The sequence below is a fragment of the Kribbella jiaozuonensis genome (assembly GCF_005233875.1).
Taxonomy (GTDB): Bacteria; Actinomycetota; Actinomycetes; order Propionibacteriales; family Kribbellaceae; genus Kribbella; species Kribbella jiaozuonensis.
In genome coordinates, this window is sequence record NZ_SZPZ01000005.1 from 522,336 (window position 1) to 547,893 (window position 25,558).

Consider the following 25,558-nt stretch of genomic DNA (forward strand, 5'->3'; position numbering starts at 1 on the left):
CCTACTCGTTGCCGTCACCAACGGCTTCGCCGACCGTCAGCACGCTGGTTGCCACCTCGCGCAGACCGGACTTCATTCGGTCGAGGGTGAAGCCTTGGGTGCGGAGGGCGTTGTGGAGGTCGGCGGCCAGGGGGGCCAGGAGGACGTGGGCGGTGTAGTCGGCGTCGAGGGTGGGGTGGGCGGTTTCTATCAGGTGGGACAGGTGGCGGTGCCACAGGTGGTACGAGCCGATTCGGTAGCGGGCGCCGTCTGAGGCGTTTTCGCTGTCCATGAAGAGTTCTACGTGGCGGTCCAGGAGATCCAGATAGGCGTCCAGGAACGCCGTCACACGGATCAGCGGTGGTGCGCCGGGGCCCAGTGGGGGCGGGCCGGTGAGGATCTTTGCCTGGAGTTCTTGTTCGCGTTCGTCCAGGAGCGCGACCGCCAGGCCGGCGCGGTCGCCGAAGCGGCGGAAGACCGTGCCCTTTCCTACGCCTGCCTCCGCGGCGATCGCGTCGAGGGAGACGTTCTTCACCCCGTGCTCGGTGAACAGCCGGTCGGCCGCCTCCAGCACGCGCAGCCGATTGCGCCGGGCGTCCGCGCGTTCCGGGCGCGGTTCACCCACCACCGGCAGACCCCTTTGTGAAGCGGACTGCGGTCCGGTACTGTCGTTCATGAGACGGACTGTAGTCCGCTAAGCCCTCAGGAGGAAGCACATGAGTACGACACCCGTCACCGCGACAGTCGCGGTTGCGTACCACTCGGGATATGGACACACCGCCAAGCAGGCCGAGGCAGTGGCGGCGGGGGCCGCGTCGGTGCCGGGCACCATCGCGGAGCTCGTCCCGCTCGACGAGTTGAGCGAGGAGGTGTGGGAGCGGCTGACCGCCGCGGACGCGATCGTCTTCGGCGCACCGACGTACATGGGCAGTCCGAGTTGGGTGTTCAAGAAGTTCGCCGAGGAGAGCGTGCGGATCTGGGCGGCCGACCTCGGCTGGCGGGACAAGATCGCCGCCGGGTTCACCAACTCCAAGGCGATGTCGGGCGACAAGCTGAACAGCCTGGTCGACCTGGCCGTGTTCGCGGCGCAGCACGGGATGATCTGGGTCGGGCTGGACATCTACCCGGGCTGGGCGGAGAGCACGGCCAGCATCGAGGACCTCAACCGCCTCGGCAGCTGGATGGGCGCGATGGCGCAGTCCGACGCGGATCTGTCAGCCGAGAAGGCCCCGCCGGCGACGGACCTTCGTACGGCGGCCGCGCTCGGCGCCCGTGTCGCGCAGGTGACCCACCGACACCTGCGGGGAGCAGTGGCTGCCTGATGGCGTGGCTTGTGTTGCTGGCCGCGGCTGCGTTCGAGATCGCGTTTGCGTTGAGTTTGAAGCCGAGCGAGGGGTTCAGCCGGTTGTGGCCGACGGTCGGCGTGCTCGTGTTCGGCGTGATCTCGGTGGTGCTGCTCGCGAAGACGCTCGATCGGCTCCCGGTCGGTACGGCGTACGCGATCTGGACCGGGCTCGGATCGGTCGGGGTGGTGACGCTCGGGATCATCCTGTTCAACGAGCCCGCCACCCCGGCGCGCATCGGTTGCATCGCGCTGATCGTCGCCGGCGTCGTCGGCCTCCGCCTGGCCGGGGCGGAGTAGGAGGGTCAGCTGGAGGCGTGGCGTCGGCGGCGCGGGTGGGTGGCCACCGGGATCGGATGCGTGTCGAGCGGCAGCTCCTCGGCGGCGGTCGTCGAGCCGGACAGCATCCCGTGGTACGACGCCCACGTCGTCGCCCGGGGCGGAATGTTGCCGATGGCATCGACCTTTGTGACCGGGTGGGCGCCGTTGTGGATCGGGTTCCACAGGTCGGAGTCGCTGCGCAGGGCCCGGAGCTCGCCGAACAGCTCCCGCCCGAACCAGCAGGGGTAGCTCTCGCCGTCGTCGTACCGGGTGACGCCGATCGGTGTCGCCGCCTCGGCGACCAGAGACCACACGGCCGCCGAGGTGATCCCCGGCTGATCGCCGAGCAGTACGACGATGCCGTCCGCGCGCCGATCGACCGCGTCGAGCGCCGGCACGATCGACGAACTGTCGGTGTCGGAGTGCGGCGACTCGACCACGCGGACGCCGTCCAGGTCGACCCGGTCGTGGATCTGCTCGGACGCACTGCCGAGCGTCACGACCAACTGGTCGAACCCGCACTCCCGCGCGGACTCCAGCGACGAACCGAACAGAGTGCCGCCCTGGTACGCCAACAATTGCCAGGGAGCGCCGAGATGCGGTGAGCTGTTTGCGCCCAGCAAGAGGCCGGTCACGAACATCGCCGGATCAACTCCCCGCCCGGGACGGCGTGAGCATGGTGGGCATGGCTGCTCGGGCCCTCTCGCTAGTCCCCGAGCGTCAGAAGCCGAGCTTCGATCGAACCCTCTGCCGTGGGCAGGTGTCAACGACCGTCCGGAAAGTGGTCGGAAATGCCCGGAAATTGGTCAGCGTAAGACGGAAGCAAACGCTTCAAGTGCGGGATAACCCGCATTTCCGGTAACGATCGTGGTGACTCCGCTACCGACCAGGACCAACGCGTTCTCGCCCTTGCGGTCGAGCAGAACCTTGCGCTGCCAGGTGACGCCGGCCAGCGTCGTCGTACCGTCGTCGGAGGTGCGGCCGAGTTTCTCGGCCTGGAATTTGCCGCCGGTGACATTGGACTGCTCGAGCCCGACGTATTTCTTCTCGGTGGTGACGACGCCGAGGTGCCAGGTCATCGGCTCCTGCTCGGGCTTGCGGAATTCCTCGCTGGTCGCGGTCCAGCCGGCCGGCATCGGCTCCGGGCCGCGGACCCAGGGCGCGGCCGCCCGGGCGTCCTCCAGCTGCGCGGTGTACTCGACCGCCTTGGGCGTTTCGGCCGGCTTCGACCGCCAGGTGACCAGGATCAGGAACGCGACCACCACCAGGCAGATGACCAGCGCGGCCACCATGTTCCCGACGGTCTGCGACTTCGCTTTGTCCCGTCGGTACGCCTGGCGGTACTCGTTCGCCTCCGCCTGGACCTGCGCCCGCTCCCGCGCCGCAGCCTCGTTGGACGCACCCTGACCTGTCGAACTCATACGCACAGTGTCTCGCGAGGCGCAATCCGCCCGAACAGCGGCCAGGCTCGTTGGCTACGATCCGTTGGCATGAGCGACCCGACCACGCCACCGGCCCACCTGGAGGTCGACGCGCATGCGCCTGACCGGAACCTCGCCCTCGAACTGGTCCGGGTCACCGAGGCCGCGGCGATGGCGGCGGGGCGCTGGGTCGGCCGCGGCGACAAGAACGGCGCCGACGGCGCGGCGGTGAACGCGATGCGCACGCTGATCGGCACGGTCGGGATGAACGGCGTGGTGGTGATCGGCGAGGGCGAGAAGGACAACGCCCCGATGCTCTTCAACGGCGAGCACGTCGGCGGCGGTGACGGGCCCGAATGCGACGTCGCCGTCGATCCGGTCGACGGTACGACGCTGGTCGCGAAGGGCATGAACAACGGCATCGCGGTGATGGCGGTCTCGGCGCGGAACTCGATGTACGACCCGTCCGCGGTCTTCTACATGGAGAAGCTCGTCGTCGGCCCGGAGGCGGCCGAGGTGGTCGACATCCGGCTCCCGGTCGCCGAGAACATCCGCCGGGTCGCGAAGGCGAAGGGTTCGACGGTCGACGACGTCACCGTCGTACTGCTGGACCGGCCGCGGCACGACGAGCTGGCCACGCAGATCCGGGCGACCGGTGCGCGGATCAAGTTCATCTCCGACGGTGATGTGGCCGGCGCGGTCGAGGCAGCGCGGCCGGACACCGGTCTGGACATGTTGCTCGGTATCGGCGGTACGCCGGAGGGCATCATCGCCGCCTGCGCGATGAAATGCCTCGGCGGGAAGATCCAGGGCAAGCTCTGGCCGCGCGACGACGAGGAGCGGCAGAAGGCGCTCGACGCGGGCCATGACCTGGACCGCGTGCTCGACACCGACGATCTGGTCAGCGGTGACGACTGCTTCTTCGTCGCTACCGGGATCACTGACGGCGAGCTGCTCCGCGGCGTGCGGTACGGGCGGTCGACCGCGCGAACCCACTCCCTGGTGATGCGATCGCGCAGCGGGACGATCCGCAGCATCGAGAGCGAGCATCAGTTGTCCAAGCTGCGCGCGTACTCCGCCATCGACTTCGAGCACGCCCGATGAGCGCACCCGTCCTCGTCATCGGCGAGGCTCTTGTCGACATCGTCGGTACCGCGGCCAAAGCCACCACCCGCAACGGGAACGGGAAGGGTAAGGCGATCCCGGGTGGGTTCGCGGCGAACGTTGCCGTCGGCCTGGCCAGGATGGGCGTGCCGACCGAGTTGGTGGCGCGGTTCGGCACCGATCAGTACGGCGACCTGCTCGGCGCGCACCTGTTCGGGAACGGGGTTCAGCTCGCTCCTGGGACGGTCGATCCGGGGTTCCGGACCAGCACCGCGACGGCGACGCTGGATGCCGACGGCGTCGCGTCGTACCAGTTCGACATGACCTGGGATCCGCCGGCGTTGTCGCTGCGGCGCGGTTGCCCGGCGATCCACACCGGGTCGATTGCGACGATGCTGGAGCCGGGTGCGACGGCGATCCACAGATTCCTGGAGTCGGTGGTCGATCAACCCGTCACGGTGACGCTTGACCCGAATGCGCGGCCGGCGATTACCCCGGACCCGGTGGTCGCGTGGGCTGCCGTACGTCAGCTCGCCGCGCTGTCCGACCTGGTCAAGCTCAGCGACGAGGACTGTGCGTTCTTCCGGCCCGGGGTGTCACTCGACGACATCGCCACGGAGCTGCTGGGCGAGGAGCGGACGCAGTGCGTGGTGATCACGCGCGGCGGCGAGGGCGCGATCGGCGTCGGCCGCGATGTGCGGGTCGAGGTGAAGGCGCCGGCGATCGAGGTGGTCGACACCGTCGGAGCGGGCGACTCGCTGATGGCGGCGCTCATCACCGGTCTGCTCGAGCGCGACCTGCTCGGTGAGCGGCGGCTGGCCGGGCTGACCTCCTCGGAGCTGCACGACGTCGTCGACTACGCGGTGAAGGCGGCTGCGATCACCTGCACGCGACACGGCGCGGACCCGCCGACCGCGGCTGAGCACGCTGCGCGGTGGGGCGCCTGATATGTCGGCGGAGACGTGGACGTCCGAGCTGGAGTCCAAGGGCAGCGTGGTGTTCCTGCCGCGCCGTGGTCGGCTGGCGGTACGGCTGGCCGGGTTCGCGCTGCTGATGGTGCTGTCGGCGTGGACGAACATCGACCATCTGCGGGCTGACGGTGTGTCCGGAGCGCTCGGCGTACTGCGGCTGACGGCGTTGGCCGCGTTCGTTTACGGTACGACGTTGACCGCGTGGCAGCTGATCACGAACCGGCCGGTGATCACGGTCGACGCCGAGGGCATCACTCGCGGCCGCAACCTGCCGTGGTCCGGGATCACCAGCATCGACGGGCCGACCGGTCTGCCGCTCGCCCGTACGGTGCAGGTGAACCCGGCGGACCGCCGTACGCGGCCGATCTCGATCCCGCAGGACAACGTCGAGGATCTGGACGCTCTGACGCCCTGGCTGCGGTCTTTGCTGGATCAGCACCGCGGTTAGGCGAGGCTGCTGCGGACCTTGCTGAGGTGTGCTCGGGAGCGGGCGGCGGCGAGGTCGGGGTCCTGGAGACGGATGGCTTCGGCGATCGCCGCGTGGGCGGCCTGGTCGTTCCGGTGGCGGTGTTGGTCGTCGAGCTTCAGCATGTCGATCATGGCGCGCCGGATCCGCGGGGCGAACGAGTCGAAGAGCTCCGTGAGTACGGCGTTGTGCGCGGCGACCACGACCGCGCGATGGAACGCCATGTCGGCCTCGATGTACCAGTCGTCCGGCGCGCTCAACGCCGCCCGCTTGCGATCCGTCAACGTGTAGCGGAAGTTCTTCAGGTCTTCCGGCGTACGACGCGACGCGGCCAGCCGGGCGCCTTCGGTCTCGATCGCGAGCCGGCCCTCGAGCACGTCGGTGATGTCGGCCTTGCGCAGGACCTTGTCCCAATCCTCGGCGGCCTGTAGCGCGATCACGAACACGCCCGCGCCCTGCCGGCTCTCGAGCACGCGGCGGCCGGCGAGCTCGCGGACGGCCTCGCGGATCGTCGACCGGCCGACGCCGAGCTGCGCGGCCAGCGTGGTCTCGCCCGGAAGCTTGGCGCCGACCGTCCATTCCCCGCTCCCGATCCGCTGCAGAAGCTCCTCGGCAGCCTGCTCGGCCAGTGGGTGACGTCGAATCATCTAGCTATTCTACGACTCCTCAGGTTGTCAGCTTGTCTGAGGAGTTGATAGCGTGCTCGGTATGCGCAAGCTTCCGGGTCTCCTCCTTCTTGGCCGCCACGGCGGGAGCTGATTCGACCGGCGCTCCCTTCGTGGAGTGCAGTCGCCTGCCGGTCCTCCCAGCGCTCCGGAAGGACCACATCCCATGAACCGCCAGCAGCCCTCCCCCATGCCGAGCCATCGGTACCGCGACATCTTCGCCAAGGTCCCGGTCGCGCCGGTCGACCGCACCTGGCCGGACCGCCGGATCACCACTGCGCCGCTCTGGGTGCCGGTCGATCTCCGCGACGGCAACCAGGCGCTGGCCGAGCCGATGGATCCCGCGCGTAAACAAGCCTTCTTCGAGCTGATGGTTGCCATCGGCTACAAAGAGATCGAGGTCGGGTATCCGTCCGCGTCCCAGACCGACTTCGACTTTGTTCGTTTGCTCGCCGAGTCGGACCTGGTGCCGTCCGACGTCACGATCGTCGTGTTCACGCCGGCCCGGACCGACCTGATCGCGCGGACGGTCGAGTCCGTTGCCGGGATGCGTGGCGACGTGGTGATCCACATGTACGCCGCGACCGCGCCGACGTGGCGAGATGTCGTACTGCGTCGTTCGCGGGACGAACTGGCGTCGATGATCTACGCCGGGTCAGAGGAGATCCTGCGGTTGGCCGGGGACTCGGTGCGGTTCCAGTTCTCGCCCGAGGTGTACAACCTGACCGAGCCGGATTACGTGCTCGAGCTCGCGGATCACCTCACGAAGCAGTGGGACGCGACGCCGGAGCGGCCGGTGATCATGAACCTGCCGGCGACGGTCGAGGTTGCGACGCCGAACGTGTACGCCGACCAGATCGAGTACATGCACCAGAACCTGCCTCGACGCGACGGCGTCATCCTGTCGGTGCATCCGCACAACGACCGCGGCACCGGGATCGCCTGCGCGGAACTCGCCGTACTCGCGGGGGCGCAGCGGGTCGAGGGCTGCATCTTCGGGAACGGCGAACGCACCGGAAATGTGGACATCGCGACGCTCGCGCTGAATCTGCACGCGCAGGGCGTGGATCCGATGGTCGATTTCTCGGACATCGACCGGATCCGTTCAGTGGTGGAGCATTGCACCCGGATGCCGATCCATCCACGGCACCCGTACGTCGGGGAGCTCGTCTACACGGCCTTCTCCGGCACGCATCAGGACGCGATCCGCAAGGGGTTCGCCGTACAGGACGACGGCTTCTGGGACGTGCCGTATCTGCCGATCGATCCGGCTGATGTCGGGCGCGGGTACGAGGCGGTGGTCCGGGTCAACAGCCAGTCAGGTAAGGGTGGGATCGCGCACGTGCTGGAGTCTGTGTACGGCGTACGGCTGTCTGCTGCACAGGAGCGGGAGTTCGCGCAGCATGTGCAGCGGCGTACGGACGAGACCGGGCGCGAGGCGAGCGCGGAGGAGCTGAAGGCGTTGTACGAGGAGGTTTACGGGTGCTCGAACTGAAAGATGTCGACTTCGTCCGGGACGGCAAACTGCTGCTGTCCGGGGTCACGCTGACCGTCGGCGAAGGCGAGCGGTGGGCTCTGCTCGGACCGAACGGCGCCGGCAAGAGCACACTGCTCGGCCTCTGCGGCGCCGTCACGCACCCCACCCGCGGCACGGTCGAGATCCTCGGCAAGCGCCTGGGCACGGTCGACATCCGCACCCTCCGCGAGTCCATCGGCCACGTCAATCCGCGCCATCCGCTGCGCTCACCGCTCTCCATCGTCGACGTAGTCCTCACCGGCCTGACCGGCACCATCGAACGCATGCCCCGCTGGGAACCAACACCCTCGCAGAAAACCCGCGCCCTGGAACTGATCGACCTACTGGGCATCAGCGACCTGGCCCACTCCCCCTGGACCACCCTCTCCCAAGGCGAACGCGGCCGATCCCTCATCGCCCGAGCCCTCATCTCCGACCCCAAGCTCCTACTCCTCGACGAGCCCTCCACCGGCCTCGACGTAGCCGCCCGAGAACAACTCCTCGAAACCCTCGACCACATCCACACCGCCCACCCCCACCTGGCCTGGGTCCTAGTCACCCACCACCTGGAAGAACTCCCCACCTGCACCACCCACGCGGCGCTCCTTCGGGACGGACAAGTCCTGGCTGCAGGTCTTGCCGAGGAAACGCTGACCACCGACCTCGTCACACAGACCTTCGCCCATCCGATCGCGATCAACCGCCACGCCGGCCGCTGGACCGCCACCGCCCAACGAGGAACCCGCTCAAGCTGAGCAAACCCAACCCGGCACAGCCCGCGGCGAGCCAGAACCAGAAGGCGGCGTCGGACCGGGCCGACTCGACGGTCCACACGCAGCGGGCAGTTGCGGGCCCGCCGACGACGTACTCGACCGGAACGACCTCATCGAGCGCGAGGAAGTGCTCGCCGGGGTCGCGGCCGGTTTCGATGACGTAGTCCGTGCCGGCGACGGCATACCGGATGTCGGCCGAGCCCGAGCCGTTGTCCCACCAGGGAGGCTCGTGCACGGTGGCGACCGTCCCGGTGGTCGTCGCGGTCGGACCGTCCAGCGGTCGCGACAGCTTCCGGGCATGTACCCACTCGCCTCCGAACGCCAGCGTCATCAGCAAGCAGAACAGCACCAGGCTCACCGGAACGAGAGGTTCACCGCGCCCTCGCCATCCAGCCGAGGGCGCGGCGTGCCGACCTGTCGGCTTCTCGCCGGTAGCGGTCTCGATCGGGCTGACACCCCGGACCCAGAGCACTGCCACCACAACCAGGCTCAGCAACAGCCAAGCCACCAGTACACCGCCGCCGAGCAGCGCCCCAACTCCGGCCGCGTCGCCGACGGAGCTCGGCGTCGCGAGCCCCACCAGCGCACCGATTCCGGCACCGATCGCCGCGAACAGGACGATCGCAGCAACTGAGGCAAACGAGGCGAGCGCCGACCCCGTATCCAAGAACGCGTACGCCGCAGCCGGACCGCGCACAAACCCCCAGCTGAGCACCGCCCTGACCCGCCCCATCCAACAAGTGTGGTGCATTACAGTGACTCTGCTCCGGGGGGTGGAGTCGGGAGACTGGGGGCCGGTGTGGCGGTGATGGGTGAGCGGCTGCCTGAGGCTTGGGTGGTTGAGATGCATCGGAACGGGCGGGTGGAGTTTCCGCTGCGCCGGTGGGCGTTCGGGTGGGTGCCGGTCGTGCCGTTGCTGGGTACAACGGCCTACCTGGGGCTCGGGCTTCCGGAGATGCTCGACGACGGCGGGTGGCGGTACGTCGGTTATCTGATCATGGTGTTGTATGTCGGTGCCGCCGGCGTGGTCGTGTGGCAGCTGGTCATGCAGCGACCGAGGGTGGTCGTCGACCGCCGGGGTATCCACCGCGGGCGTTGGCACTTCGTCGCGTGGAGCGAGATCAGCTCGATCGGGGCCGTGTCGGGACCGAGCCTGGTACGGCGACTCCGGGTGCTTCCGAGGGACGTGCGGGCGAAGGACCTCGTTCTCAGCCAGCACCATGTGAACGACTTGGAGTCGTTCCGTGTGTGGCTCAACGACGTACTGGCCGAGCAGCGGCAGCTTTCGCAGGAAGGGCATCTCGACTGATGCGGGACGTGGGGGACGTCTCGGCGGAGGTTTGGGATGAGGAGCTGCGTCGTACCGGGCGAGTTGTGTTTCCGTTGCGGCGGCGTTCGGCGCTCCAAGCGCTCCTGCCGCTGTTAGCGGTGGCCGTGCTGGTGGTGCTGGGCCCGTTGTTGGCCGGTGCGCCGCCGCCTGACGTCGATGTCCTCTTCGTCGTGGCGGCATACGCCGTTCTGATCGGCCCCCCGGTGTACCAGCTCGTCACGCAGCGGCCGGCCGTGGTGGATCTCGACGGGATCCTCCGGCTGTCGCAGCGGAACGTACGCGACCTTCCGGAGTTCCGCGGCTGGCTGGGGACGGTACTCGCCGACCAGCGGCGTACGCCGACGTCGCACAGCAGCTAGGCGGAGTCGCCCGAGCTCGACTGTGCGGGGTGGATCAGGTGAGGCCGAGGCGCTTGCTCAGGCGGGGGCCTCGTTTGATTTTGATTTCGCCGAGGATGGCGGTGCCGCGGATGTGGAAGCGTTTGGGGGCCGTCGGCTGCGCGTTCGGGTCGGGGACGGCTTTGAGGCCGGCTTCCTGTTCGGAGACGGAGCCGAGGATCGGGTTGCTGTCGAGCAGGACGATCGCGTTCGCGGGGACGCGGATCTTCACGTCGGCGAGGATCGACTTCACGTCGACCTGGATGTCGTCGTACGGGATCTGCGCCTCGGTGTAGTCCAGCGTGACATCGCCGAGGACCGCGTTCACCTCTTGCCGCTGCGGGACGAGCCAGTTGCCCATCCGCTTCGTCTCGGACATGAACACGTTGATCACCGGGCCGGTCTCGACCATCGCGCCGCTGTACTGCGGGGTGACCGACGGGACTCCCGCCGTACCCGGAGCGCGGGGACCGTTCGGCAGGTCGGCGGTCAGCTCGACGAGTTCGCCGTACGTCTTGGAGCCGAACAGCGTCTCGAGCCGTTCCTCCAACTCGCCGTACGACAAGCGTCCTTCGCCCGCGGCCTCACGCAGTACGTCGGCCACCTGCTCCCGCTCGGCGTCGGACACCCGCCGCCGCAACGCCAGTTCATCACCGGTCGCCGCCTGCGAGGGCACGGCATCCTGCGGTCGGTTCTCCTGAGGAACGTCATCCTGAGCCACGGCAAAACCATACGCGCGCAGCAGGCGCGCCGCCGCCCGTTTCTCCCCCGATTCACCCCTGATGCGAACCCTGGTTCCGGGCTCATACTGTCGGACATGACCTGGCCCGAAGGAGTCCGCGGACGAGCGTTCGCCGCCGCGTACCTTGTCGCGTTCGCGGTGATGGTCGTCGGCATCGCGCTGGTCCTCGGGTCGCAGCTCTCCGGACGCGATCTGCTGGTGTGGCCTGCCGCCGCGATGGCGGTCGCCGGGCAGCTGATCATCACCGGGCTCGCGCGCCTGCTGCGCGACGCCGTTCCGGCGAGCTTGACGAAGGGACGTGCGGATCCGCGCAACGTCGCCTGGAACCGGATGTCTCTCGGACGAGAGCTGCCCGGCGCCTGGCGGGTCGTGCGTGGGTGAGGGTTGCCTCAGCCGGCGGTGAGACGGAGGTCGCGTGGGGCTGCGCCGTGGGGAGAACTAGGCTTTGGGGCGTCCAGTCCACTCCTCCTGGAGGTATGCCCGGTGTCTGCCGACTTCAACTACTCCGATCTGTTGCCGTTGGGTGTTGACGAGACGGAGTACCGGCTGCTGACGACGGAAGGTGTCAGCACTTTCACGGCGGGCGACAGGACGTTCCTGCAAGTGCAGCCCGAGGTGCTGCAGGCGTTGACCGCGGAGGCGATGCACGACATCTCGCACTACCTGCGGACCGCGCACCTCGCCCAGCTGCGGCGGATCATCGACGACCCGGAGGCGTCCGGGAACGACCGGTTCGTCGCGCTGGACCTGTTGAAGAACGCGAACATCTCCGCCGGCGGCGTACTGCCGATGTGTCAGGACACCGGCACCGCGATCGTGATGGGCAAGAAGTCCGAGGGCGTGCTGACCGGCGCGGTCGACGAGGAGTGGATCAGCCGCGGCGTGTACGACGCGTACACCAAGCTGAACCTGCGCTACTCGCAGATGGCCCCGCTGACCATGTGGGACGAGAAGAACACCGGCTCCAACCTGCCGGCCCAGGTCGAGCTCTATTCGACCCCGGCGGGCTCCGGCGACCCGGCGTACAAGTTCCTGTTCATGGCCAAGGGCGGCGGCTCCGCGAACAAGTCGTTCCTGTACCAGGAGACCAAGGCGGTCCTGAACCCGTCGCGGATGATGGAGTTCCTGGACGAGAAGATCCGCTCGCTGGGTACGGCGGCCTGCCCGCCGTACCACCTCGCGGTCGTGGTCGGCGGTACGTCGGCGGAGTACGCGCTGAAGACCGCGAAGTACGCCTCCGCGCACTATCTCGACACGCTGCCGACCACGGGATCGCCGGTGGGACACGGGTTCCGGGACGTGGAGCTGGAGGAGGAGGTCTTCAAGCTGACGCAGGAGTTCGGGATCGGCGCGCAGTTCGGCGGGAAGTACTTCTGCCACGACGTCCGCGTGATCAGGCTGCCGCGGCACGGCGCGTCCTGCCCGGTCGCGATCGCGGTGTCGTGTTCGGCGGACCGGCAGGCGCTGGCGAAGATCACGCCGGAGGGTGTGTTCCTCGAGCAGCTCGAGCGGGACCCGGCACGGTTCCTGCCCGACACCACCGACGAGCACCTGGACGACACGGCCGACGTCGTACGGATCGATCTGAACCGGCCGATGAGCGAGATCCGCGCGGAGCTGTCCAAGCTGCCGGTGAAGACGCGGCTGTCGCTGAGCGGGCCGCTCGTGGTGGCGCGCGACATCGCGCACGCGAAGATCAAGGAGCGGCTGGACGCGGGTGAGGAGATGCCGTCGTACCTGCGGGATCACGCGGTGTACTACGCGGGGCCGGCGAAGACGCCTGAGGGTTATGCGTCCGGTTCGTTCGGGCCGACGACGGCGGGGCGGATGGACGCGTACGTCGACCAGTTCCAGGCTGCGGGTGGGTCGTTCGTGATGCTTGCTAAGGGCAACCGGTCGGCGAAGGTGACGGCGGCGTGCAAGGAGCACGGCGGGTTCTACCTGGGGTCGATCGGCGGCCCGGCGGCGCGGCTGGCGCAGGACTGCATCAAGTCGGTCGATGTGCTGGAGTACGCCGAGCTTGGCATGGAAGCGGTGTGGAAGATCCAGGTCGAGGACTTCCCGGCGTTCATCGTGGTCGACGACAAGGGCAACGACTTCTTCACCGACACCCGCAAGCCCGTCCCGCTGACCGTGCGTCCGCGCAGTTGAGCTGACCGTGGCGCCGGGGTACGGCGGCGTGGCCTGCCCCCGTCGCCGTACTGGAACCGCTCGAGGGTGACCTCAGCCGGCCTTGGTTTCTACCGTCTCGGGCAACTTGAGCATCAGCGTCTTCGCGGCCTGGACGAGATCGGCTTCGTTATGGCCGAAGGCCTGGAGGTAGCTCCGAAGGGCGGATCGCAGTATCTGGAGCTCCTCGTCCTGCAACTCGATGGTGTACATGTCTCCAAGGTAAGTCCGAACCACCAGGATGGAAGCGCTCGTAACCCACCTGTGTTGTCAACCGGTCGTTGCAAGCGACCACTCCCCTCGACCGTCTCCGGTGAGAGGAGGGCGTGAGGCAATCAGCTGTGTAGTTCTTCGGCGATCAGGGTGGGCTGGTGGGTTGTGGGGGCGGCGGGGACTCGCCAGGTTGGTGGGGGTGTCCAGAGGTGCCAGTCGTCGGAGTAGGGGGTGGTCCACGACTTGATGTCGCGGATGGCGGCGTGGGCGTTGCCGATGATGCGGTCGGATTCGGCGGCGGTGAATCGGCCGGCTGTGACTGCTCCCTCGAGTTCGTCCTCGTCTTTCCACTCGATGGTGCGGTCGGGCTTGATCCACAGGTCGAGCACGTGGTCGACGGTGCTGGTACGGCGGGATGTCCAGTCGCGCACGTGCTCCCGCTCGAGGTTCACGTACCAGCCGTGGAAGGTCCCGTCCTCGCCCCAGAAGTACCAGACCGACCACGGTTTGCCGGGCGGCGACACCTTGAGGATCCCGGTGCCGTGCCAGACGTCGAGCTTCAGCACCCGCTCCTCGGTGAACATCCCGACCGGACCCGCGTGCCGCGTCTCCCGTCCGTCGGCGAGGACCGGCTTGAGCAACGGCGTACCGGGCGCGAGCCAGGCGACCAGGCCGTCCGCGTCGTCACGCACGACCGTCATCGGCCGCACGTTCGGCTTGTCCGCGTGCCTTCCGGTCCCTTCGTACACCCACTCGATCGTTGTCCCCGGCTCCCAATAGTCCGTCACGAGTCCGCCGGGCGGGTCATGGAGAGTACGTCGAGGGCCGCGTCCAGCTGCTCCTCGGTCAGGTCTCCCTTCTCGACGTGACCGTTCTCGATCACGACCTCGCGGATCGTTTTCCCTTGTTTCAAAGCACTCTTGGCCACCGCAGCGGCGTTCTCGTACCCGATGTAGCGGTTGAGCGGCGTCACGATCGACGGCGACGACTCGGCCAGCGCGCGGGCGTGATCGACGTTCGCGGTGATGCCGTCGACACAGCGGTCCGCCAGCAGGCGCGAGCTGTTCGCGAGCAGGGTGATGGACTCGAGCAGGTTGCGCGCGATCACCGGGAGCATCACGTTCAGCTCGAAGTTGCCTCCGGCACCGGCCACGGTGATCGCAGTGTCGTTGCCGATCACCTGCGCCGCGACCATCAACGTCGCCTCGCAGATCACCGGATTCACCTTGCCCGGCATGATGCTCGAGCCCGGCTGCAGGTCAGGCAGCGAGATCTCGCCGAGCCCGGCTCGCGGCCCGGAACCCATCCAGCGCAGGTCGTTGCAGATCTTCGTGAGGCTCACGGCGACCGTCTTCAGCTGGCCGGAAAGCTCGACGAGTCCGTCACGAGCTCCCTGCGCCTCGAAGTGGTCCTCGGCCTCGGTCAGCTCCAGGCCGGTCCGCCGGTTCAGCTCGGTGATCACCGCGGCCGCGAACCCGGGCGGCGTGTTGATCCCGGTGCCAACCGCAGTACCGCCCAGTGGAAGCTCGGCGACCCGGGGCAGCGTTGCCCGCACCCGGGCGGCACCCCGGCGGATCTGCTGCGCGTACCCGTTGAACTCCTGGCCGAGCGTCACCGGCGTCGCGTCCATCAGGTGCGTCCGCCCGGACTTCACCACCTCGGCGAACTCAGATCCCTTACGAGACAGGGAATCCGCGAGGTGCTCGAGCGCCGGCAACAACTCCTGTACGACGCCGGCGGTCGCCGCCACGTGGATCGCTGACGGGAACGTGTCGTTGCTCGACTGGGATGCGTTGACGTCATCGTTCGGGTGCACGTCGCCGCCGAGCGAGCGGGTGGCAAGGGTGGCCAGCACCTCGTTCGCGTTCATGTTCGTCGACGTACCCGAGCCGGTCTGGAAGACGTCGATCGGGAACTCCGCGTCGTACTCCCCCGCGGCCACGTCGTCCGCCGCAGCCACGATCGCGGCCGCCCGGTCGGCGTCGATGACGCCGAGTGAGGCATTCACCACCGCTGCCGAGGCCTTGATCTGTGCCAGCGCATGCACGAGCGCCGGCGCGAGCGGCCGCCCGGAGATCGGAAAGTTCTCCACCGCACGCTGCGTCTGCGCCCGCCACAACGCGTCCCGAGGCACCTTGACCTCGCCCATCGTGTCGTGCTCGATCCTGAATTCCACGTCATCACCCATACCTGCAGAGTACGTCGCTAAGCGTCGCCGGAACGCCCCGATCGACTGGCTGTGGACAACTACGAGCTGCCCTGGTAGACGAAATACGTCTCGTCCCGGGCCTGTAGGCGGACCGGGACGGGCGTGACCTGGCAGGCGCCGAAGACCGTCGTGACGGCTGACTCCAAAGCCTCGGTCGAGGACGACGACCACACGGTGAGGACGCCGCCGGCGCGCAGCTTCGCCCGGCACGTGGTGAGAAACGAGGAGGTGTAGATAGCCGAATTCTCGTTGTAGACAAGGAAATCCGGGCCGTTGTCGACATCCAGAAGGATCGCGTCGACGGACGCCTCGGGCAGATCCGCGACAACAGCGCGCACATCGCCGACCACCACACCGACACGAGCGTCGTCGAGGATCGATGGGACCAGGCCTGAGCGCATCCAGCCGACCAGATCCGGCTCGATCTCGGCGACAGTCACCGAGCCGAGCCGCGAGTCGGCCAGCAGCGCGCGGACCGTGTACCCGAGTCCGAGTCCGCCGACAAGCACCCGCTCAGGCCGCCGTACCGCCTCCAGCGCAGCCGAGGCCAGCAGCTCCTCGCTGGCCGTCTCTCGATCGTCCATCACGAAGACGCCATTGACCCGCAGCTCCAGCGCCCCGTCGTCACGGCGCCGGAGTACCAGCTCACCCCGCTCGCTGCGGGCCCGCGCAATCTCCGCCACCTCAGACGCCGCCGTGGTCGATGGTAAGAATGGTGTCCTCCCGTCGCGTCGGCCTCCCGACGCGGACCAACACCCTACGCCGAGGAACGCGAGTGACGGACAGCGGCAAGGTCGCACTGGGATGTCGTCCTGCTCGTCAACAACGCTGGTATCGCCCTGCCCGAAGGCCGGCCGAGTGAGGTACCGGTCGACGTACTGCGGCGTGTCTACGACACCAACGTGTTCGGCCTTGTCGCAGTGACGCAAGCAGCACTTCCGCTGCTGCGCCGGGCCGAGGCCGGACGGATCGTGAAGGTTGTCGTCCGGTACTCGACTCTCCCCGCCGACGGGCCCTCCGGAGGCTTCTACGACGAGAACGGCCCGATCCGCTGGTAGCTCAGTACCAGCCCTTGGCCTGGGAGTGGCCCCAAGCGTTGCAGGGGGAGCCGTAGGTGGCTTCGATGTAGTCCAGGCCCCACTTGATCTGGGTGACCGGGTTGGTGCGCCAGTCCTTGCCGTACGCCGCCATCCGGCTACCGGGCAGCGCCTGCGGGATGCCGTACGCCGTCGACGACGGGTTGTCGGCGCTGACCTTCCAGCGGGACTCCTTGTTCCAGAGCTTCTCCAGGCAGCTGAACTGGCTCTGGCTCCAGCCGTGGTCGGGGAGGAGGTTCATCGCGACCTCCTTCGGCGTGCCCTCGTACTTCTTCCGCTCGGCGTCGCGGCTGGCCCGCTCCTCCTGGACCGAGCGGTCGGCCTTCGCCAACGCCTGGTACCGGCGCAGTGCAGCGTTCTTGGCCTTCATCTTGACGTCGGCTGCATCCTGGGCCGCGGTGATCAACTCGACCTCGTTCCGCATCTGGATCGCGGCGGCGGCCTCGTCCGCGGCGGAGCCGGTGGACTTCGGGGCGGCCGACGGCGAGGCGTCGTCCCCGGTCAGCACCTTCCCGCTGTTCAGCACGGCCATCTCGGCCCGCCCTGAGACCTTTTCCGAGGCACTGCTGCTCCCGGGGGAGCTGAAGAGGTCGATACCCGCGACAACGGAGACGACGGCGATCCCAGTAACTGCGAGAGCCGTGACGGAGCGCTTCGCTTTCATCTGTCCTTCCGAGAAAACCCGACCCCCGTCGGCTGCAACGAGAACATACTCTGGCGTAAACCGTGCGTGATCACAAGCAGGTCACGAACGAACGGTGCGGCCGCCAGCGTGGCGACCGCACCGTGCGCGGAATTCTTACCCCTGCTTTACAGAAAGTTATGACCCAATAACGCGGACACTCCTTACAACTGCAGGTCGTCGAGCATCTCGGTGACGAGCGCCGCGATCGGCGACCGCTCCGAGCGGGTCAGGGTCACGTGCGCGAACAGCGGGTGACCCTTCAGCTGCTCGACCACCGCGACCACGCCGTCGTGCCGGCCGACCCGCAGGTTGTCCCGCTGGGCGACGTCGTGGGTCAGAACGACCCGCGAGTTCGCCCCGACCCGGGACAGCACCGTCAGCAGTACGTTCCGCTCCAGCGACTGGGCCTCGTCCACGATCACGAACGCGTCGTGCAGCGACCGGCCGCGGATGTGGGTCAACGGCAGTACCTCGAGCATGCCGCGGTCCATCACCTCGTCGATCACGTCACCGCTGGTCAGTGCGCCCAGCGTGTCGTACACGGCCTGCGCCCACGGCCCCATCTTCTCGGACTCGGTGCCCGGCAGATACCCGAGCTCCTGCCCGCCGACCGCGAACAGCGGCCGGAAGACGATGACCTTCTTGTGCTGGCGCCGTTCCATCACCGACTCCAGGCCGGCACACAGCGCCAGCGCGGACTTACCGGTACCGGCGCGGCCACCGAGCGAGATGATCCCGACATCGGGGTCCAGCAGCAGGTCGAGCGCGACCCGCTGTTCGGCGGACCGGCCACGAATGCCGAACGCCTCCCGGTCACCACGGACCAGCCGGATCCGCTTGTCCGGCATCACCCGGCCGAGCGCGCTGCCCCGGTCGGACAGCAGCACCAACCCGGTGTGGGTCGGGAAGTCGCCCGCCTGCGGCAGCTCCACCGAGCCGTTCTCGTACAGGTCGTCGACGATGTGGGTCTCGACCTCGAGCTCGGCCATCCCGGTCCAGCCGGACTCCAGCGTCAGCTCGGCGCGGTACTCCTCGGCCTGCAGCCCGCACGCCGACGCCTTGACCCGCATCGGCAGGTCCTTCGAGACCAGCGTGACATCCTTGCCCTCGGCCATGAAGTTGCAGGCCACGGCAAGGATCCGGCTGTCGTTGTCGCCGAGCCGGAAACCGGCCGGCAAGGTCTCAGGGTCGGTGTGGTTCAACTCGACCCGGAGAGTTCCACCCTTCTCCCCCACTGGCAGGGGCGCGTCCAGACGTCCGTGCAGGATCCGGAGCTCGTCGAGCAGTCGCAGCGCGGTGCGGGCGAAGTAGCCGAGTTCCGGGTGATGCCGTTTGGCCTCCAATTCGGTGACAACGACCACCGGAACGACCACCTCGTGCTCGTCGAACCGCAGCATCGCGTGCGGGTCCGAGAGGAGCACCGAAGTGTCCAGCACGAAGGTGCGCTGATCCGGTGTGGATGAGGTACTTGACGCCTTGGCGTGGATGGCCATGTCGCACGTCCTCTTCTAGGCCGTGACGTACACCCTCGCCCCGGCCCGCCAGTGGTTAGGTGATGGGTCGGGTGCCGCCCTCGGGGTCCGGTGTTGACCCCGTCCGCGCCGCCGCACGAGCGGCAACGGCGATCAGTGAGTTCGAGACCTCAGGTCTCGGGGACTCCGTTCGGCCCCTCATGGGGCAACCGGCTGGAACGAGATTCTCAAACTGATCGGGCCTCCCGTGACAGCCGGCTTCCCCTCCGACCGTCTCTGCCAGAGTAGGAGCCTGCCGCAAACGGCGCAGCCCGACACGCCCGGCCACGGGGTTAACAGGGCGTTACACCTTCAGCCACGCGAGGGAGCACGATCACTCGGGCGGGTGATCCGGTACGGCGGTCTGCGCGGCGACGCTCGGTACATGAGGAAGAACTGGCCGTCGTGGACCGGGTACGCCACCGCTGCGTGGTCCCTGCTGTACGGCGTACTTGGCGTGTACTGGAGCCTCGGCGGAGCGGGCTATCCGTTCGCCCACGTACCGGACGACCGCGCCACCGCGTCGATCCTGGAAGGTACGCCGGTACACGTGGTCGGACCGGTGATGGCAACGATCGGACTGGCCGGCGCCGTGCTTGCGGTCGTGATGACCCGGATACGCCCGCGCGGATCGGTCCTGCAGACGATTGCCGCCGTACTCGCGGTCGGACTGGCGCTCGTGATCCCTGACTACACACTGATCGCGGTCGTTGCGCTCTCGCCCGCGATCGTGGTGTTCGCGTTCACCGGCGTACCAGGGGCGCAGGGCGGTCTCGGCGACATCCTGTACTGGCACCGGGTGAACCTGATCATCCTGTTCGTCGGCGGCGTCCTGTGGGCGGCGACCGCCGTCGCGTATCACCGGCGCAGCCGGAACGTCTGCGTGTCGTGCGGTCGAGGAGCTCACGAACCGGAGTGGAAGTCACCCACAGCCGCACTCAGGTGGGGCAAATGGGCCGTAGGCGTTGCGGTGGTGGCGAACCTTCCGTACGAGTTCACCCGCGTCGCCTGGTACTTCGGCTGGCCCGTCGGTATCAGCGACGAGTTCCACCAGATGATGGCCGACACGCCGGGCATGCTCGAGATGGGACTCGGCCTGGCCGTGATGGGCCTCGCCGGCGGCGTCCTCACCCACGGTCTGGTGCATCGCTGGGGCGAGGTCTACCCGCGCTGGATCTGGTTCAAGGCAGGCAAGCGTGTCCCGACGCTGCTCGCGATCGTCCCGGCCTCGATCGTTGCCGTCGTACTCGTTCCGGCCGGCCTGATGAACACGCAACTCCCCCTCGACGGCGACAACTGGGCGACCAATGCCCCAGGCATCCTCTGGGTCGTATGGGGAGCAGCCCTCGGTACGGCGACGTACGCGTACTACCTGCGCCGCCGTACGACGTGTGCACGCTGCGGGCGCGGCGTCACGTACCGAAGCGACGCTCTCGTTGGGCATAGCTCCGGATCGCGCGGAGGAAGTCGACGTGCCGGAAGTCCGGCCAGAGCGCTTCGCAGAAGTAGAACTCGCTCAGTGCGCTCTGCCACAGCAGGAAACCGCCGAGACGCTGCTCACCCGACGTACGAATGACCAGGTCAGGGTCCGGTTGGCCCTTGGTGTACAGGTGCCTGGCGATGTGCTCGACGTCGACGCGATCAGCCAGCTCCTCGATCGACATGCCCTTCGCGGCCTCTTCGAGGAGGAGGGAGCGGACGGCGTCGGCGAGCTCGCGGCGGCCGCCGTACCCGACGGCGACGTTGACGAACAGGCCCTCGTTGTCATGCGTCGCGGTCTCGGCTGCCTTCAGGACCTCCGCAGTACTGCCGGGCAGCAGGTCGAGCGCGCCGACCGGGTGGATCCGCCAGCGGCCGATCGCGGTCAGCTCCTCGACGGTCTGCTCGATGATCCGCAGCAGCGGCTCCAACTCCTCGGCCGGGCGGGTCAGGTTGTCGGTGGACAGCATCCACACCGTGACGACCTTGACGCCGACGTCGTCGCACCACTCCAGGAACTCGGAGATCTTGTTCGCCCCGGCCTCGTGGCCGCGCGACACCGGGTCGCCGACCTGGCGGGCCCAGCGCCGGTTGCCGTCGATGATGACGCCGATGTGCCGCGGGATCCGGTCCGGCGACAGCGATCGCATCAGCCGGCGTTCGTACAGACCGTAGACCGCATCGCGCAGCTTCTGCTTGCCAGGTGTCCGCATGGGCAGGGTGCTCTCCTCAAAGACTCTCGGTCACGAGGCTAGCCCACATCGCGGTGTGGGTGAGAGCCCTCGGAGTGCCTCATAGAAAGCTGCCAGAAAGGCCGAACTTTCTTCGCAGTTCGTGCATCGTAAACACGGGTGGTGGTGCGCCGACCCGGTGACGTCGCCTACATTTCATCCTTCTGGACCATGCAACCTACGGTTCCGTAGGTTACGGTGGCGTAGGTACGACCCGCCCGGCTACCCCTCGAAAGGACGGCGATGACCGCTACCAGCGCCCAGCCCCAGGAACTCGGTCACCGGCTGTCAGGCCGGCTCGGACCGCTCAAGCCCAAGCTCCGCGGGTGGCTGCACGCCGGCACGTTCCCCTTCGCCACCGCCGCCGGCATCGTCCTGATCTGCCTGGCCCCGCACGCCAACGCCCGCCTCGCCGCCGCGGTCTATACCGCAGGCGCGATGCTGCTGTTCGGCATCTCGGCCCTGTACCACCGCTTCTACTGGGGCCCGACCGGCGAAGCGATCCTGCGCCGCCTGGACCACAGCAACATCTTCCTGCTGATCGCCGGCACGTACACCCCGCTGGGCATGGTGCTGCTGCACGGCAAGGACCGCGTCCTGATGCTCGGCCTGGTCTGGGGCGGTGCCGCACTCGGCATCCTGTTCCGCATCTTCTGGCTGAGCGCCCCACGCTGGATCTACACGCCGATCTACCTCGCCCTCGGCTGGGTAGCCATCTTCTGGATGGGCGACATCTACCACGCAGGCGGCGCGGCTGTGGTGACGCTGATCGCGGTCGGCGGCGGCCTGTACTCGATCGGCGCAGTCGTCTACGGCACCAAGCGGCCCAACCCGTCGCCGCGCTGGTTCGGCTTCCACGAGATCTTCCACGCGTTCACAGTGGCCGCCTTCATCTGCCACTACATCGCGGTCAGCATCGCGACGTACCACGCCGGCTAACTTCTAGCGGCTGTGGCTGAGTGCTGCCAGGAGTACTACGAGCGCTGCCCCGGTGCCTGCGATAAATGCAGAGCGGGGAGGGGCCTTCAGTACGTCGTGATCACCGTCGCTGCTCAGCAACGACCAGCGGGACTTGGCTGAGAGTGCTGAACCGAACGAGAGCACCGAGCCCGCCGAGAAGGCGGAGAGTGTCGATCCAACCGACGCGACGGACAGCGCCGAGCCGACCGATCCGATGCTCAGCACGGACCCGACCGACCCGATCGACAGGATCGATCCGCGGCTTGCGATCGAAAGAAACGAGTCTTCTGACCGCAACGACAATCCACCGTCCATGCTCGGCATTCTGACATGTACTGGGTTAGCTCAGTAGGGTCTGAAGGTCTCGCAGTCGGCTGAACAAGTCGGGTAGGCCGCGGAGGCCGTTGCGGGCGGATTCGTGTGACAGCGCGAGGTCGGGTCCGGTGTTCGCTTCGACACCCGCCAGGCAGCGGAGGATGTTCCATCTGGTGTGGCCCAGCCAGCCGCTGATCATGTACACGAACCAGCTCGGGCCTGGCGGCGGCAGCGTTCCGCCTCCTGCGACGTACCCGTCGAGGACGGCGCGGAAGATCGCAGGCTCGATGGTGTCGAAGCCTTGTCCTTTCGAGATGCTCAGAGCGGTTGAGCCGAGCTCGCCGGACAGGTCGAGCATTCCCGAGAGTTCCCAGTCGAGGACAACCGGCCGACCGTCGCGGGCGAGCAGGTTCCACGGCTGGATGTCCTTGTGGGTCAGTACGACGGGACCTGGCCGCTCGCAGGTGTCGACGAAGTGGGCTATCGCTCGGAACGTGTCGAGCTGGGAGGCGAGTTCGTCGGCCCACGGCTGGCCGGTCGCCGTCGCGCGCTCGGCCAGCTCAGGCCAGTCCTGAGCTGCCGGATCCTCGGTCGACGTGTCGGTCCACTCGACGTCCAGCGCGTGGAGGCGCGCGAGAATCTCCCCGATCTCGAACGCGAACCCCTCGGACACCGGCTCTTCCGGCACCTTCTCTCCGTCGACCCAGCGATGCACCAGCGTGTCTTGACCGGCCGAGATCGGCTCAGGCATCGGAATCCCGGCGGCGAAGGCAGCACTCTCGAACCTGAATACATCGTCCAGGCGGTAGTCCCAGCGCCGGTCGACATGATTCAACTCCTTCACAGCGAACGACCCCTGGTCGGTGTCGAGCCGGTACATCCGGTTGGCGTACCCGCCGTGGACACGGACCGGCGGGCCGATCGGCGTACCGAGCTGGGAGAGATTCACCCGACGCACTCTAGGACTCGGAGTTCGTCAGTGCACCGGAATTGTGGGGCGCGACCGACGCGGCGATGACGGCTAGCAGGATGGGTACGACGGCGGTCCAGCCGAGGGCGGCGAACGGAATGGTGCCGAGGGCAACGAGGCTGTAGACGGTGCGTCGTGAGGCCGACCGTCGCCAGGCGGCTGTGGCCAGCGCGACTGCGCTGAGTGCGCCGACCACCATGAGCAGTACTGGTCCGCTGGCCACCATGAGGAGTTGGCACAGACCCAGGACGGTCAGTAGAACCCGGGTCCAGTCCTGCCGCAGTGCAGCTGCCGTTGCTCGCCAGTTTTCGATGGTCAGCAGGCCGGCGGTGGTCAGGAGGATGGCCGGTACGTACCAGAGTCGGCCTACCGTGGTGAGGCAGAGCAGGCCCGGTGCGATCAGCCCCAGCGCGCACAGGGCGCGGGACAGGACGGACAGGTCTGGGTCGCGCTGGCGGAGGGCGGCCAGCCCGGCCAGTGCCGAAAGCGCCAGCGTGAGCAGGCCAAGTGCGCCGGTGGCGAGCTTGTTGCCGGTCCACTCCGGGATGCCGTAGCCGGCCAGCGCCTGGACCAATCCGGCAACCATGCCAAGAGCCGCCCCCGACAAACCGAGCCGAGTCGCGAGCCGCCTGCGGGTCATCGGGTCACCGTCCTGGCGGAGCGGCGGGGTGTTGGGCGGGCTTCGCGGAGTGGGTAGCCGACCCGGTAGGTCAGCAGTGGGCGTTCCCCGGCCGGCAGGAGCTTCGCGAATCTCGGGGCGAACGTGGCGACCGCTCCGGTCGTCGCCTCCCGGTCGATCCGCTCGGTGATCTGGTTCATGTGCTGCAACGCGATCCCCCGGCTCGTGGCGGCGAGATGGATGCGCTGCAGCAGCCGCCCGGCCTCCAGCTGGGTACGCCGGTCGTCGGGAGACGTCGACGTGATGACGCCGTACGCCGCGGCAGTCGCCGTGTGCACGGTGCGCGTCTGGTTCACCCAGAACTGGTCGCCGTCGCTGCGTGAGGATGCGGGTAGCAGTTTCGCGACGCCGAGGAGCAGCGGGCTGAGTCCTTGGCCGTCGAGTACCAGACCGTCGCGGTGCCGTTGGATCTCGTCGTGGCTGTTGCGGAACCAGACGAACCCGTCGCGGGACTGCTGTTGGTCACGGGTGAGCGCCTCGGCCGCATCGACCAGGAGCTCGGACAGCGCCGCCTTCGGTGCGGGGTCGACGACCCAGTGCACGGTGGGCCCGTCAAGTCCGGAGGGGTCTACCAGCTCGGCCAGCGTCTCGGCCGGAACAGCCTGCGAGCTGTACGGACCCCGGTTCGTGTGCCGCCGGCCGATCGCGTCGTACAGCGGAGTCGCCTGCGCCTGACCAGAGCCGAGCTCGACGTGTGCCACGCGACCGGCCTCGTTGCCGTCTGGGAGCCAGGTGACCTGAGGCGCCAGGCCGCGGGCCATTCCGCCGAGTACGAGGTTCTCCACCGCACAGCCGAGGCCGACGTACTGCTCGCGACGCAGCGGGTCGACCGCTCCGGTCCCGCGTGCCTCGTCGACGAAGACGTCGATGCTGCGGGGGCCGAGTGCGAAGTACCACGGCTGGGTGTTGTGCGGGCTGGCGGCGAGTACGGCGCACGCCACGGCTCCGAGCGGACCGGGCAACTGGCGCCATTGGGTCCATGGGTCGAACGCCGGCCCGCTCCCCGGGTTGAGGGCCGCGGTGTCGTACACCCGGTAGCTGAGGGCACCTGTGCCGGCCACCAAGACAGTGGCTCCGCCCAAGCCCATCGTGCGGAGCAGACGGCGGCGCGACCAGCGCGGCGGCCCGTCCAGATGTCCGGTCGCAACAGGGACCGGTTCCTGGTCGTGTGTGGTTGTCATACCCCGCAGGCTCGTCCCGGCTCGGGTGTCGCCGCACCACCCCGCGACGCAAACCACCCGGGGTGGACCTGTGTGCAGGGTGGTGTCCACCTACCCTTCGAGCGGCGACATTGACTCCATGAATCCAGAACCAACACTCAGTGGGGTCGAGGTCACGCTGTTCGGTCCCTTGGCAGCGTCAGTACTCCGCCTGCTCGACCAGCGCTACGACAACGTGACCGCCGTCAGCGCTCCCAGCGCCGGCACCGTCGTCACCATCGCCGACATCGATCAGGCCGGCGAGCGGGCCGTACTCAACCTCCTGTGGGACACCGGCCACCAGGTGCGCTCCGTCCGGCGACAGTCACAGTGA

30 protein-coding genes and 1 pseudogene are annotated in these 25,558 nt (G+C 68.0%); 14 read left to right on the forward strand and 17 right to left on the reverse strand.

Going from position 1 to position 25,558, the window contains the following annotated elements; all coding sequences use genetic code 11:
- Position 1: 1 nt before the first annotated feature.
- Positions 2-655: a TetR/AcrR family transcriptional regulator gene (locus FDA38_RS34635; protein ID WP_137258384.1), complete on the reverse strand. Its 654-nt coding sequence runs from the start codon at positions 653-655 to the stop codon at positions 2-4.
- A gap of 40 nt (positions 656-695) precedes the next feature.
- Between FDA38_RS34635 and FDA38_RS34640 the strand changes: the two genes are divergently transcribed.
- Entirely contained in the window at positions 696-1,301 is a 606-nt protein-coding gene (locus FDA38_RS34640; protein ID WP_137258385.1) for a flavodoxin family protein, read from the forward strand.
- Positions 1,301-1,621, forward strand: a complete 321-nt coding sequence (locus FDA38_RS34645) for a DMT family transporter (RefSeq protein WP_137258386.1) — start codon at positions 1,301-1,303, stop codon at positions 1,619-1,621. The genes FDA38_RS34640 and FDA38_RS34645 overlap by 1 nt, the downstream gene beginning before the upstream one ends.
- Before the next feature lie 5 nt (positions 1,622-1,626).
- Here the strand turns inward: FDA38_RS34645 and FDA38_RS34650 are convergent, their stop codons facing one another.
- On the reverse strand, positions 1,627-2,283 hold the full coding sequence (locus FDA38_RS34650; protein WP_137258387.1) for a nucleotidyltransferase family protein: 657 nt from the start codon (positions 2,281-2,283) through the stop codon (positions 1,627-1,629).
- A 165-nt stretch (positions 2,284-2,448) separates the two neighbouring features.
- A complete protein-coding gene (locus FDA38_RS34655; protein WP_137258388.1) occupies positions 2,449-3,063 on the reverse strand; it encodes a DUF4245 domain-containing protein in 615 nt (204 codons plus the stop codon).
- A 69-nt stretch (positions 3,064-3,132) separates the two neighbouring features.
- Between FDA38_RS34655 and glpX the strand changes: the two genes are divergently transcribed.
- The 3 genes from glpX to FDA38_RS34670 are packed head-to-tail and all read left to right on the forward strand — an operon-like array spanning position 3,133 to position 5,586.
- Positions 3,133-4,167, forward strand: a complete 1,035-nt coding sequence (gene glpX / locus FDA38_RS34660; protein WP_137258389.1) for a class II fructose-bisphosphatase — start codon at positions 3,133-3,135, stop codon at positions 4,165-4,167.
- Positions 4,164-5,114 (forward strand): carbohydrate kinase family protein, encoded by a 951-nt coding sequence (locus FDA38_RS34665; RefSeq protein ID WP_137258390.1) that lies wholly within the window; start codon positions 4,164-4,166, stop codon positions 5,112-5,114. The genes glpX and FDA38_RS34665 overlap by 4 nt, the downstream gene beginning before the upstream one ends.
- 1 nt (position 5,115) lies before the next feature.
- The gene (locus FDA38_RS34670) at positions 5,116-5,586 is read left to right on the forward strand and encodes a hypothetical protein (protein WP_137258391.1); all 471 of its coding nucleotides are present in this window, start codon (positions 5,116-5,118) and stop codon (positions 5,584-5,586) included.
- On the opposite strand, the gene FDA38_RS34675 is transcribed toward FDA38_RS34670, so the two are convergent.
- Positions 5,583-6,251, reverse strand: coding sequence for a FadR/GntR family transcriptional regulator (locus FDA38_RS34675; RefSeq protein WP_137258392.1), 669 nt, complete (start codon positions 6,249-6,251; stop codon positions 5,583-5,585). The genes FDA38_RS34670 and FDA38_RS34675 overlap by 4 nt on opposite strands.
- 184 nt (positions 6,252-6,435) lie before the next feature.
- Here FDA38_RS34675 and FDA38_RS34680 point away from each other — a divergent pair, with 184 nt between their 5' ends.
- Positions 6,436-7,764 (forward strand): 2-isopropylmalate synthase, encoded by a 1,329-nt coding sequence (locus FDA38_RS34680; RefSeq protein ID WP_233715105.1) that lies wholly within the window; start codon positions 6,436-6,438, stop codon positions 7,762-7,764.
- Positions 7,752-8,540 (forward strand): ABC transporter ATP-binding protein, encoded by a 789-nt coding sequence (locus FDA38_RS34685; RefSeq protein ID WP_137258393.1) that lies wholly within the window; start codon positions 7,752-7,754, stop codon positions 8,538-8,540. Before FDA38_RS34680 ends, FDA38_RS34685 begins: the two co-directional genes overlap by 13 nt.
- On the opposite strand, the gene FDA38_RS34690 is transcribed toward FDA38_RS34685, so the two are convergent.
- Positions 8,482-9,291: a hypothetical protein gene (locus FDA38_RS34690; RefSeq protein WP_137258394.1), complete on the reverse strand. Its 810-nt coding sequence runs from the start codon at positions 9,289-9,291 to the stop codon at positions 8,482-8,484. The genes FDA38_RS34685 and FDA38_RS34690 overlap by 59 nt on opposite strands.
- Positions 9,292-9,402: 111 nt before the next feature.
- Between FDA38_RS34690 and FDA38_RS34695 the strand changes: the two genes are divergently transcribed.
- Both FDA38_RS34695 and FDA38_RS34700 read left to right on the forward strand, forming a co-directional pair.
- A complete protein-coding gene (locus FDA38_RS34695; protein ID WP_137258395.1) occupies positions 9,403-9,867 on the forward strand; it encodes a hypothetical protein in 465 nt (154 codons plus the stop codon).
- Positions 9,867-10,247, forward strand: coding sequence for a hypothetical protein (locus FDA38_RS34700; RefSeq protein ID WP_137258396.1), 381 nt, complete (start codon positions 9,867-9,869; stop codon positions 10,245-10,247). The genes FDA38_RS34695 and FDA38_RS34700 overlap by 1 nt, the downstream gene beginning before the upstream one ends.
- 34 nt (positions 10,248-10,281) lie before the next feature.
- Here the strand turns inward: FDA38_RS34700 and FDA38_RS34705 are convergent, their stop codons facing one another.
- Positions 10,282-10,986, reverse strand: coding sequence for a DUF1707 SHOCT-like domain-containing protein (locus FDA38_RS34705; protein ID WP_137258397.1), 705 nt, complete (start codon positions 10,984-10,986; stop codon positions 10,282-10,284).
- A 96-nt stretch (positions 10,987-11,082) separates the two neighbouring features.
- On the opposite strand from FDA38_RS34705, the gene FDA38_RS34710 reads away from it, so the two are divergent.
- Positions 11,083-11,388: a hypothetical protein gene (locus tag FDA38_RS34710; protein ID WP_137258398.1), complete on the forward strand. Its 306-nt coding sequence runs from the start codon at positions 11,083-11,085 to the stop codon at positions 11,386-11,388.
- Between the two features lie 102 nt (positions 11,389-11,490).
- Positions 11,491-13,158, forward strand: a complete 1,668-nt coding sequence (locus tag FDA38_RS34715) for a fumarate hydratase (RefSeq protein ID WP_137258399.1) — start codon at positions 11,491-11,493, stop codon at positions 13,156-13,158.
- Positions 13,159-13,230: 72 nt separating this feature from the next.
- On the opposite strand, the gene FDA38_RS42460 is transcribed toward FDA38_RS34715, so the two are convergent.
- The 4 genes from FDA38_RS42460 to FDA38_RS34730 all read right to left on the reverse strand — a co-directional run bounded on the left by FDA38_RS42460 (position 13,231) and on the right by FDA38_RS34730 (position 16,281).
- Entirely contained in the window at positions 13,231-13,389 is a 159-nt protein-coding gene (locus FDA38_RS42460) for a hypothetical protein (protein ID WP_170989968.1), read from the reverse strand.
- A gap of 122 nt (positions 13,390-13,511) precedes the next feature.
- Positions 13,512-14,090, reverse strand: a complete 579-nt coding sequence (locus tag FDA38_RS34720; RefSeq protein WP_137258400.1) for a DUF402 domain-containing protein — start codon at positions 14,088-14,090, stop codon at positions 13,512-13,514.
- Positions 14,091-14,173: 83 nt separating this feature from the next.
- Positions 14,174-15,577 (reverse strand): class II fumarate hydratase, encoded by a 1,404-nt coding sequence (locus FDA38_RS34725; protein WP_137258401.1) that lies wholly within the window; start codon positions 15,575-15,577, stop codon positions 14,174-14,176.
- 59 nt (positions 15,578-15,636) lie between these two features.
- On the reverse strand, positions 15,637-16,281 hold the full coding sequence (locus FDA38_RS34730) for a spermine/spermidine synthase domain-containing protein (RefSeq protein WP_137258402.1): 645 nt from the start codon (positions 16,279-16,281) through the stop codon (positions 15,637-15,639).
- Positions 16,282-16,407: 126 nt separating this feature from the next.
- Here FDA38_RS34730 and FDA38_RS34735 point away from each other — a divergent pair.
- A pseudogene (locus FDA38_RS34735) lies at positions 16,408-16,656 on the forward strand (SDR family NAD(P)-dependent oxidoreductase); the annotation flags it as partial.
- Position 16,657: 1 nt separating this feature from the next.
- Here the strand turns inward: FDA38_RS34735 and FDA38_RS34740 are convergent.
- The 3 genes from FDA38_RS34740 to FDA38_RS34755 form a co-directional block, all read right to left on the reverse strand.
- The gene (locus FDA38_RS34740; protein WP_137258404.1) at positions 16,658-17,359 is read right to left on the reverse strand and encodes an aggregation-promoting factor C-terminal-like domain-containing protein; all 702 of its coding nucleotides are present in this window, start codon (positions 17,357-17,359) and stop codon (positions 16,658-16,660) included.
- Between the two features lie 182 nt (positions 17,360-17,541).
- A complete protein-coding gene (locus FDA38_RS34745; RefSeq protein WP_137258405.1) occupies positions 17,542-18,873 on the reverse strand; it encodes a PhoH family protein in 1,332 nt (443 codons plus the stop codon).
- A gap of 1,430 nt (positions 18,874-20,303) precedes the next feature.
- Positions 20,304-21,083: an isoprenyl transferase gene (locus FDA38_RS34755; RefSeq protein WP_137258406.1), complete on the reverse strand. Its 780-nt coding sequence runs from the start codon at positions 21,081-21,083 to the stop codon at positions 20,304-20,306.
- 261 nt (positions 21,084-21,344) lie between these two features.
- Here FDA38_RS34755 and trhA point away from each other — a divergent pair, with 261 nt between their 5' ends.
- Positions 21,345-22,040 carry a PAQR family membrane homeostasis protein TrhA gene (gene trhA, locus FDA38_RS34760; protein ID WP_137258407.1) on the forward strand — a complete coding sequence of 232 codons (696 nt, stop codon included), beginning with the start codon at positions 21,345-21,347 and terminating at the stop codon, positions 22,038-22,040.
- Between the two features lie 3 nt (positions 22,041-22,043).
- On the opposite strand, the gene FDA38_RS34765 is transcribed toward trhA, so the two are convergent.
- The 4 genes from FDA38_RS34765 to FDA38_RS34780 are packed head-to-tail and all read right to left on the reverse strand — an operon-like array spanning position 22,044 to position 25,206.
- The gene (locus FDA38_RS34765) at positions 22,044-22,376 is read right to left on the reverse strand and encodes a hypothetical protein (protein WP_202877976.1); all 333 of its coding nucleotides are present in this window, start codon (positions 22,374-22,376) and stop codon (positions 22,044-22,046) included.
- A 25-nt stretch (positions 22,377-22,401) separates the two neighbouring features.
- A complete protein-coding gene (locus tag FDA38_RS34770) occupies positions 22,402-23,325 on the reverse strand; it encodes a phosphotransferase family protein (RefSeq protein WP_137258409.1) in 924 nt (307 codons plus the stop codon).
- Between the two features lie 10 nt (positions 23,326-23,335).
- Entirely contained in the window at positions 23,336-23,986 is a 651-nt protein-coding gene (locus FDA38_RS34775) for a hypothetical protein (RefSeq protein WP_137258410.1), read from the reverse strand.
- A complete protein-coding gene (locus FDA38_RS34780) occupies positions 23,983-25,206 on the reverse strand; it encodes an Acg family FMN-binding oxidoreductase (protein WP_137258411.1) in 1,224 nt (407 codons plus the stop codon). The genes FDA38_RS34775 and FDA38_RS34780 overlap by 4 nt, the downstream gene beginning before the upstream one ends.
- 118 nt (positions 25,207-25,324) lie before the next feature.
- Here FDA38_RS34780 and FDA38_RS34785 point away from each other — a divergent pair, with 118 nt between their 5' ends.
- Positions 25,325-25,558, forward strand: coding sequence for a hypothetical protein (locus FDA38_RS34785; RefSeq protein ID WP_137258412.1), 234 nt, complete (start codon positions 25,325-25,327; stop codon positions 25,556-25,558).

What these genes read in the sequence shown, in the direction of transcription:
- FDA38_RS34640 (WP_137258385.1), top strand. Translation starts at nt 696, where the DNA reads ATGAGTACGACACCCGTCACCGCGACAGTCGCGGTTGCGTACCACTCG.
- FDA38_RS34780 (WP_137258411.1), bottom strand. Translation starts at nt 25,206, where the DNA reads ATGACAACCACACACGACCAGGAACCGGTCCCTGTTGCGACCGGACAT.
- FDA38_RS34740 (WP_137258404.1), bottom strand. Translation starts at nt 17,359, where the DNA reads ATGAAAGCGAAGCGCTCCGTCACGGCTCTCGCAGTTACTGGGATCGCC.
- FDA38_RS34670 (WP_137258391.1), top strand. Translation starts at nt 5,116, where the DNA reads ATGTCGGCGGAGACGTGGACGTCCGAGCTGGAGTCCAAGGGCAGCGTG.
- FDA38_RS34690 (WP_137258394.1), bottom strand. Translation starts at nt 9,291, where the DNA reads ATGGGGCGGGTCAGGGCGGTGCTCAGCTGGGGGTTTGTGCGCGGTCCG.
- FDA38_RS34650 (WP_137258387.1), bottom strand. Translation starts at nt 2,283, where the DNA reads ATGTTCGTGACCGGCCTCTTGCTGGGCGCAAACAGCTCACCGCATCTC.
- FDA38_RS34775 (WP_137258410.1), bottom strand. Translation starts at nt 23,986, where the DNA reads ATGACCCGCAGGCGGCTCGCGACTCGGCTCGGTTTGTCGGGGGCGGCT.
- FDA38_RS34675 (WP_137258392.1), bottom strand. Translation starts at nt 6,251, where the DNA reads ATGATTCGACGTCACCCACTGGCCGAGCAGGCTGCCGAGGAGCTTCTG.
- FDA38_RS42460 (WP_170989968.1), bottom strand. Translation starts at nt 13,389, where the DNA reads ATGTACACCATCGAGTTGCAGGACGAGGAGCTCCAGATACTGCGATCC.
- FDA38_RS34785 (WP_137258412.1), top strand. Translation starts at nt 25,325, where the DNA reads ATGAATCCAGAACCAACACTCAGTGGGGTCGAGGTCACGCTGTTCGGT.
- FDA38_RS34680 (WP_233715105.1), top strand. Translation starts at nt 6,436, where the DNA reads ATGAACCGCCAGCAGCCCTCCCCCATGCCGAGCCATCGGTACCGCGAC.
- FDA38_RS34700 (WP_137258396.1), top strand. Translation starts at nt 9,867, where the DNA reads ATGCGGGACGTGGGGGACGTCTCGGCGGAGGTTTGGGATGAGGAGCTG.
- FDA38_RS34755 (WP_137258406.1), bottom strand. Translation starts at nt 21,083, where the DNA reads ATGCGGACACCTGGCAAGCAGAAGCTGCGCGATGCGGTCTACGGTCTG.
- FDA38_RS34665 (WP_137258390.1), top strand. Translation starts at nt 4,164, where the DNA reads ATGAGCGCACCCGTCCTCGTCATCGGCGAGGCTCTTGTCGACATCGTC.
- FDA38_RS34725 (WP_137258401.1), bottom strand. Translation starts at nt 15,577, where the DNA reads ATGGGTGATGACGTGGAATTCAGGATCGAGCACGACACGATGGGCGAG.
- FDA38_RS34710 (WP_137258398.1), top strand. Translation starts at nt 11,083, where the DNA reads ATGACCTGGCCCGAAGGAGTCCGCGGACGAGCGTTCGCCGCCGCGTAC.
- FDA38_RS34745 (WP_137258405.1), bottom strand. Translation starts at nt 18,873, where the DNA reads ATGGCCATCCACGCCAAGGCGTCAAGTACCTCATCCACACCGGATCAG.
- FDA38_RS34645 (WP_137258386.1), top strand. Translation starts at nt 1,301, where the DNA reads ATGGCGTGGCTTGTGTTGCTGGCCGCGGCTGCGTTCGAGATCGCGTTT.
- FDA38_RS34720 (WP_137258400.1), bottom strand. Translation starts at nt 14,090, where the DNA reads ATGACGGTCGTGCGTGACGACGCGGACGGCCTGGTCGCCTGGCTCGCG.
- FDA38_RS34655 (WP_137258388.1), bottom strand. Translation starts at nt 3,063, where the DNA reads ATGAGTTCGACAGGTCAGGGTGCGTCCAACGAGGCTGCGGCGCGGGAG.
- trhA (WP_137258407.1), top strand. Translation starts at nt 21,345, where the DNA reads ATGACCGCTACCAGCGCCCAGCCCCAGGAACTCGGTCACCGGCTGTCA.
- glpX (WP_137258389.1), top strand. Translation starts at nt 3,133, where the DNA reads ATGAGCGACCCGACCACGCCACCGGCCCACCTGGAGGTCGACGCGCAT.
- FDA38_RS34635 (WP_137258384.1), bottom strand. Translation starts at nt 655, where the DNA reads ATGAACGACAGTACCGGACCGCAGTCCGCTTCACAAAGGGGTCTGCCG.
- FDA38_RS34695 (WP_137258395.1), top strand. Translation starts at nt 9,403, where the DNA reads ATGCATCGGAACGGGCGGGTGGAGTTTCCGCTGCGCCGGTGGGCGTTC.
- FDA38_RS34765 (WP_202877976.1), bottom strand. Translation starts at nt 22,376, where the DNA reads ATGGACGGTGGATTGTCGTTGCGGTCAGAAGACTCGTTTCTTTCGATC.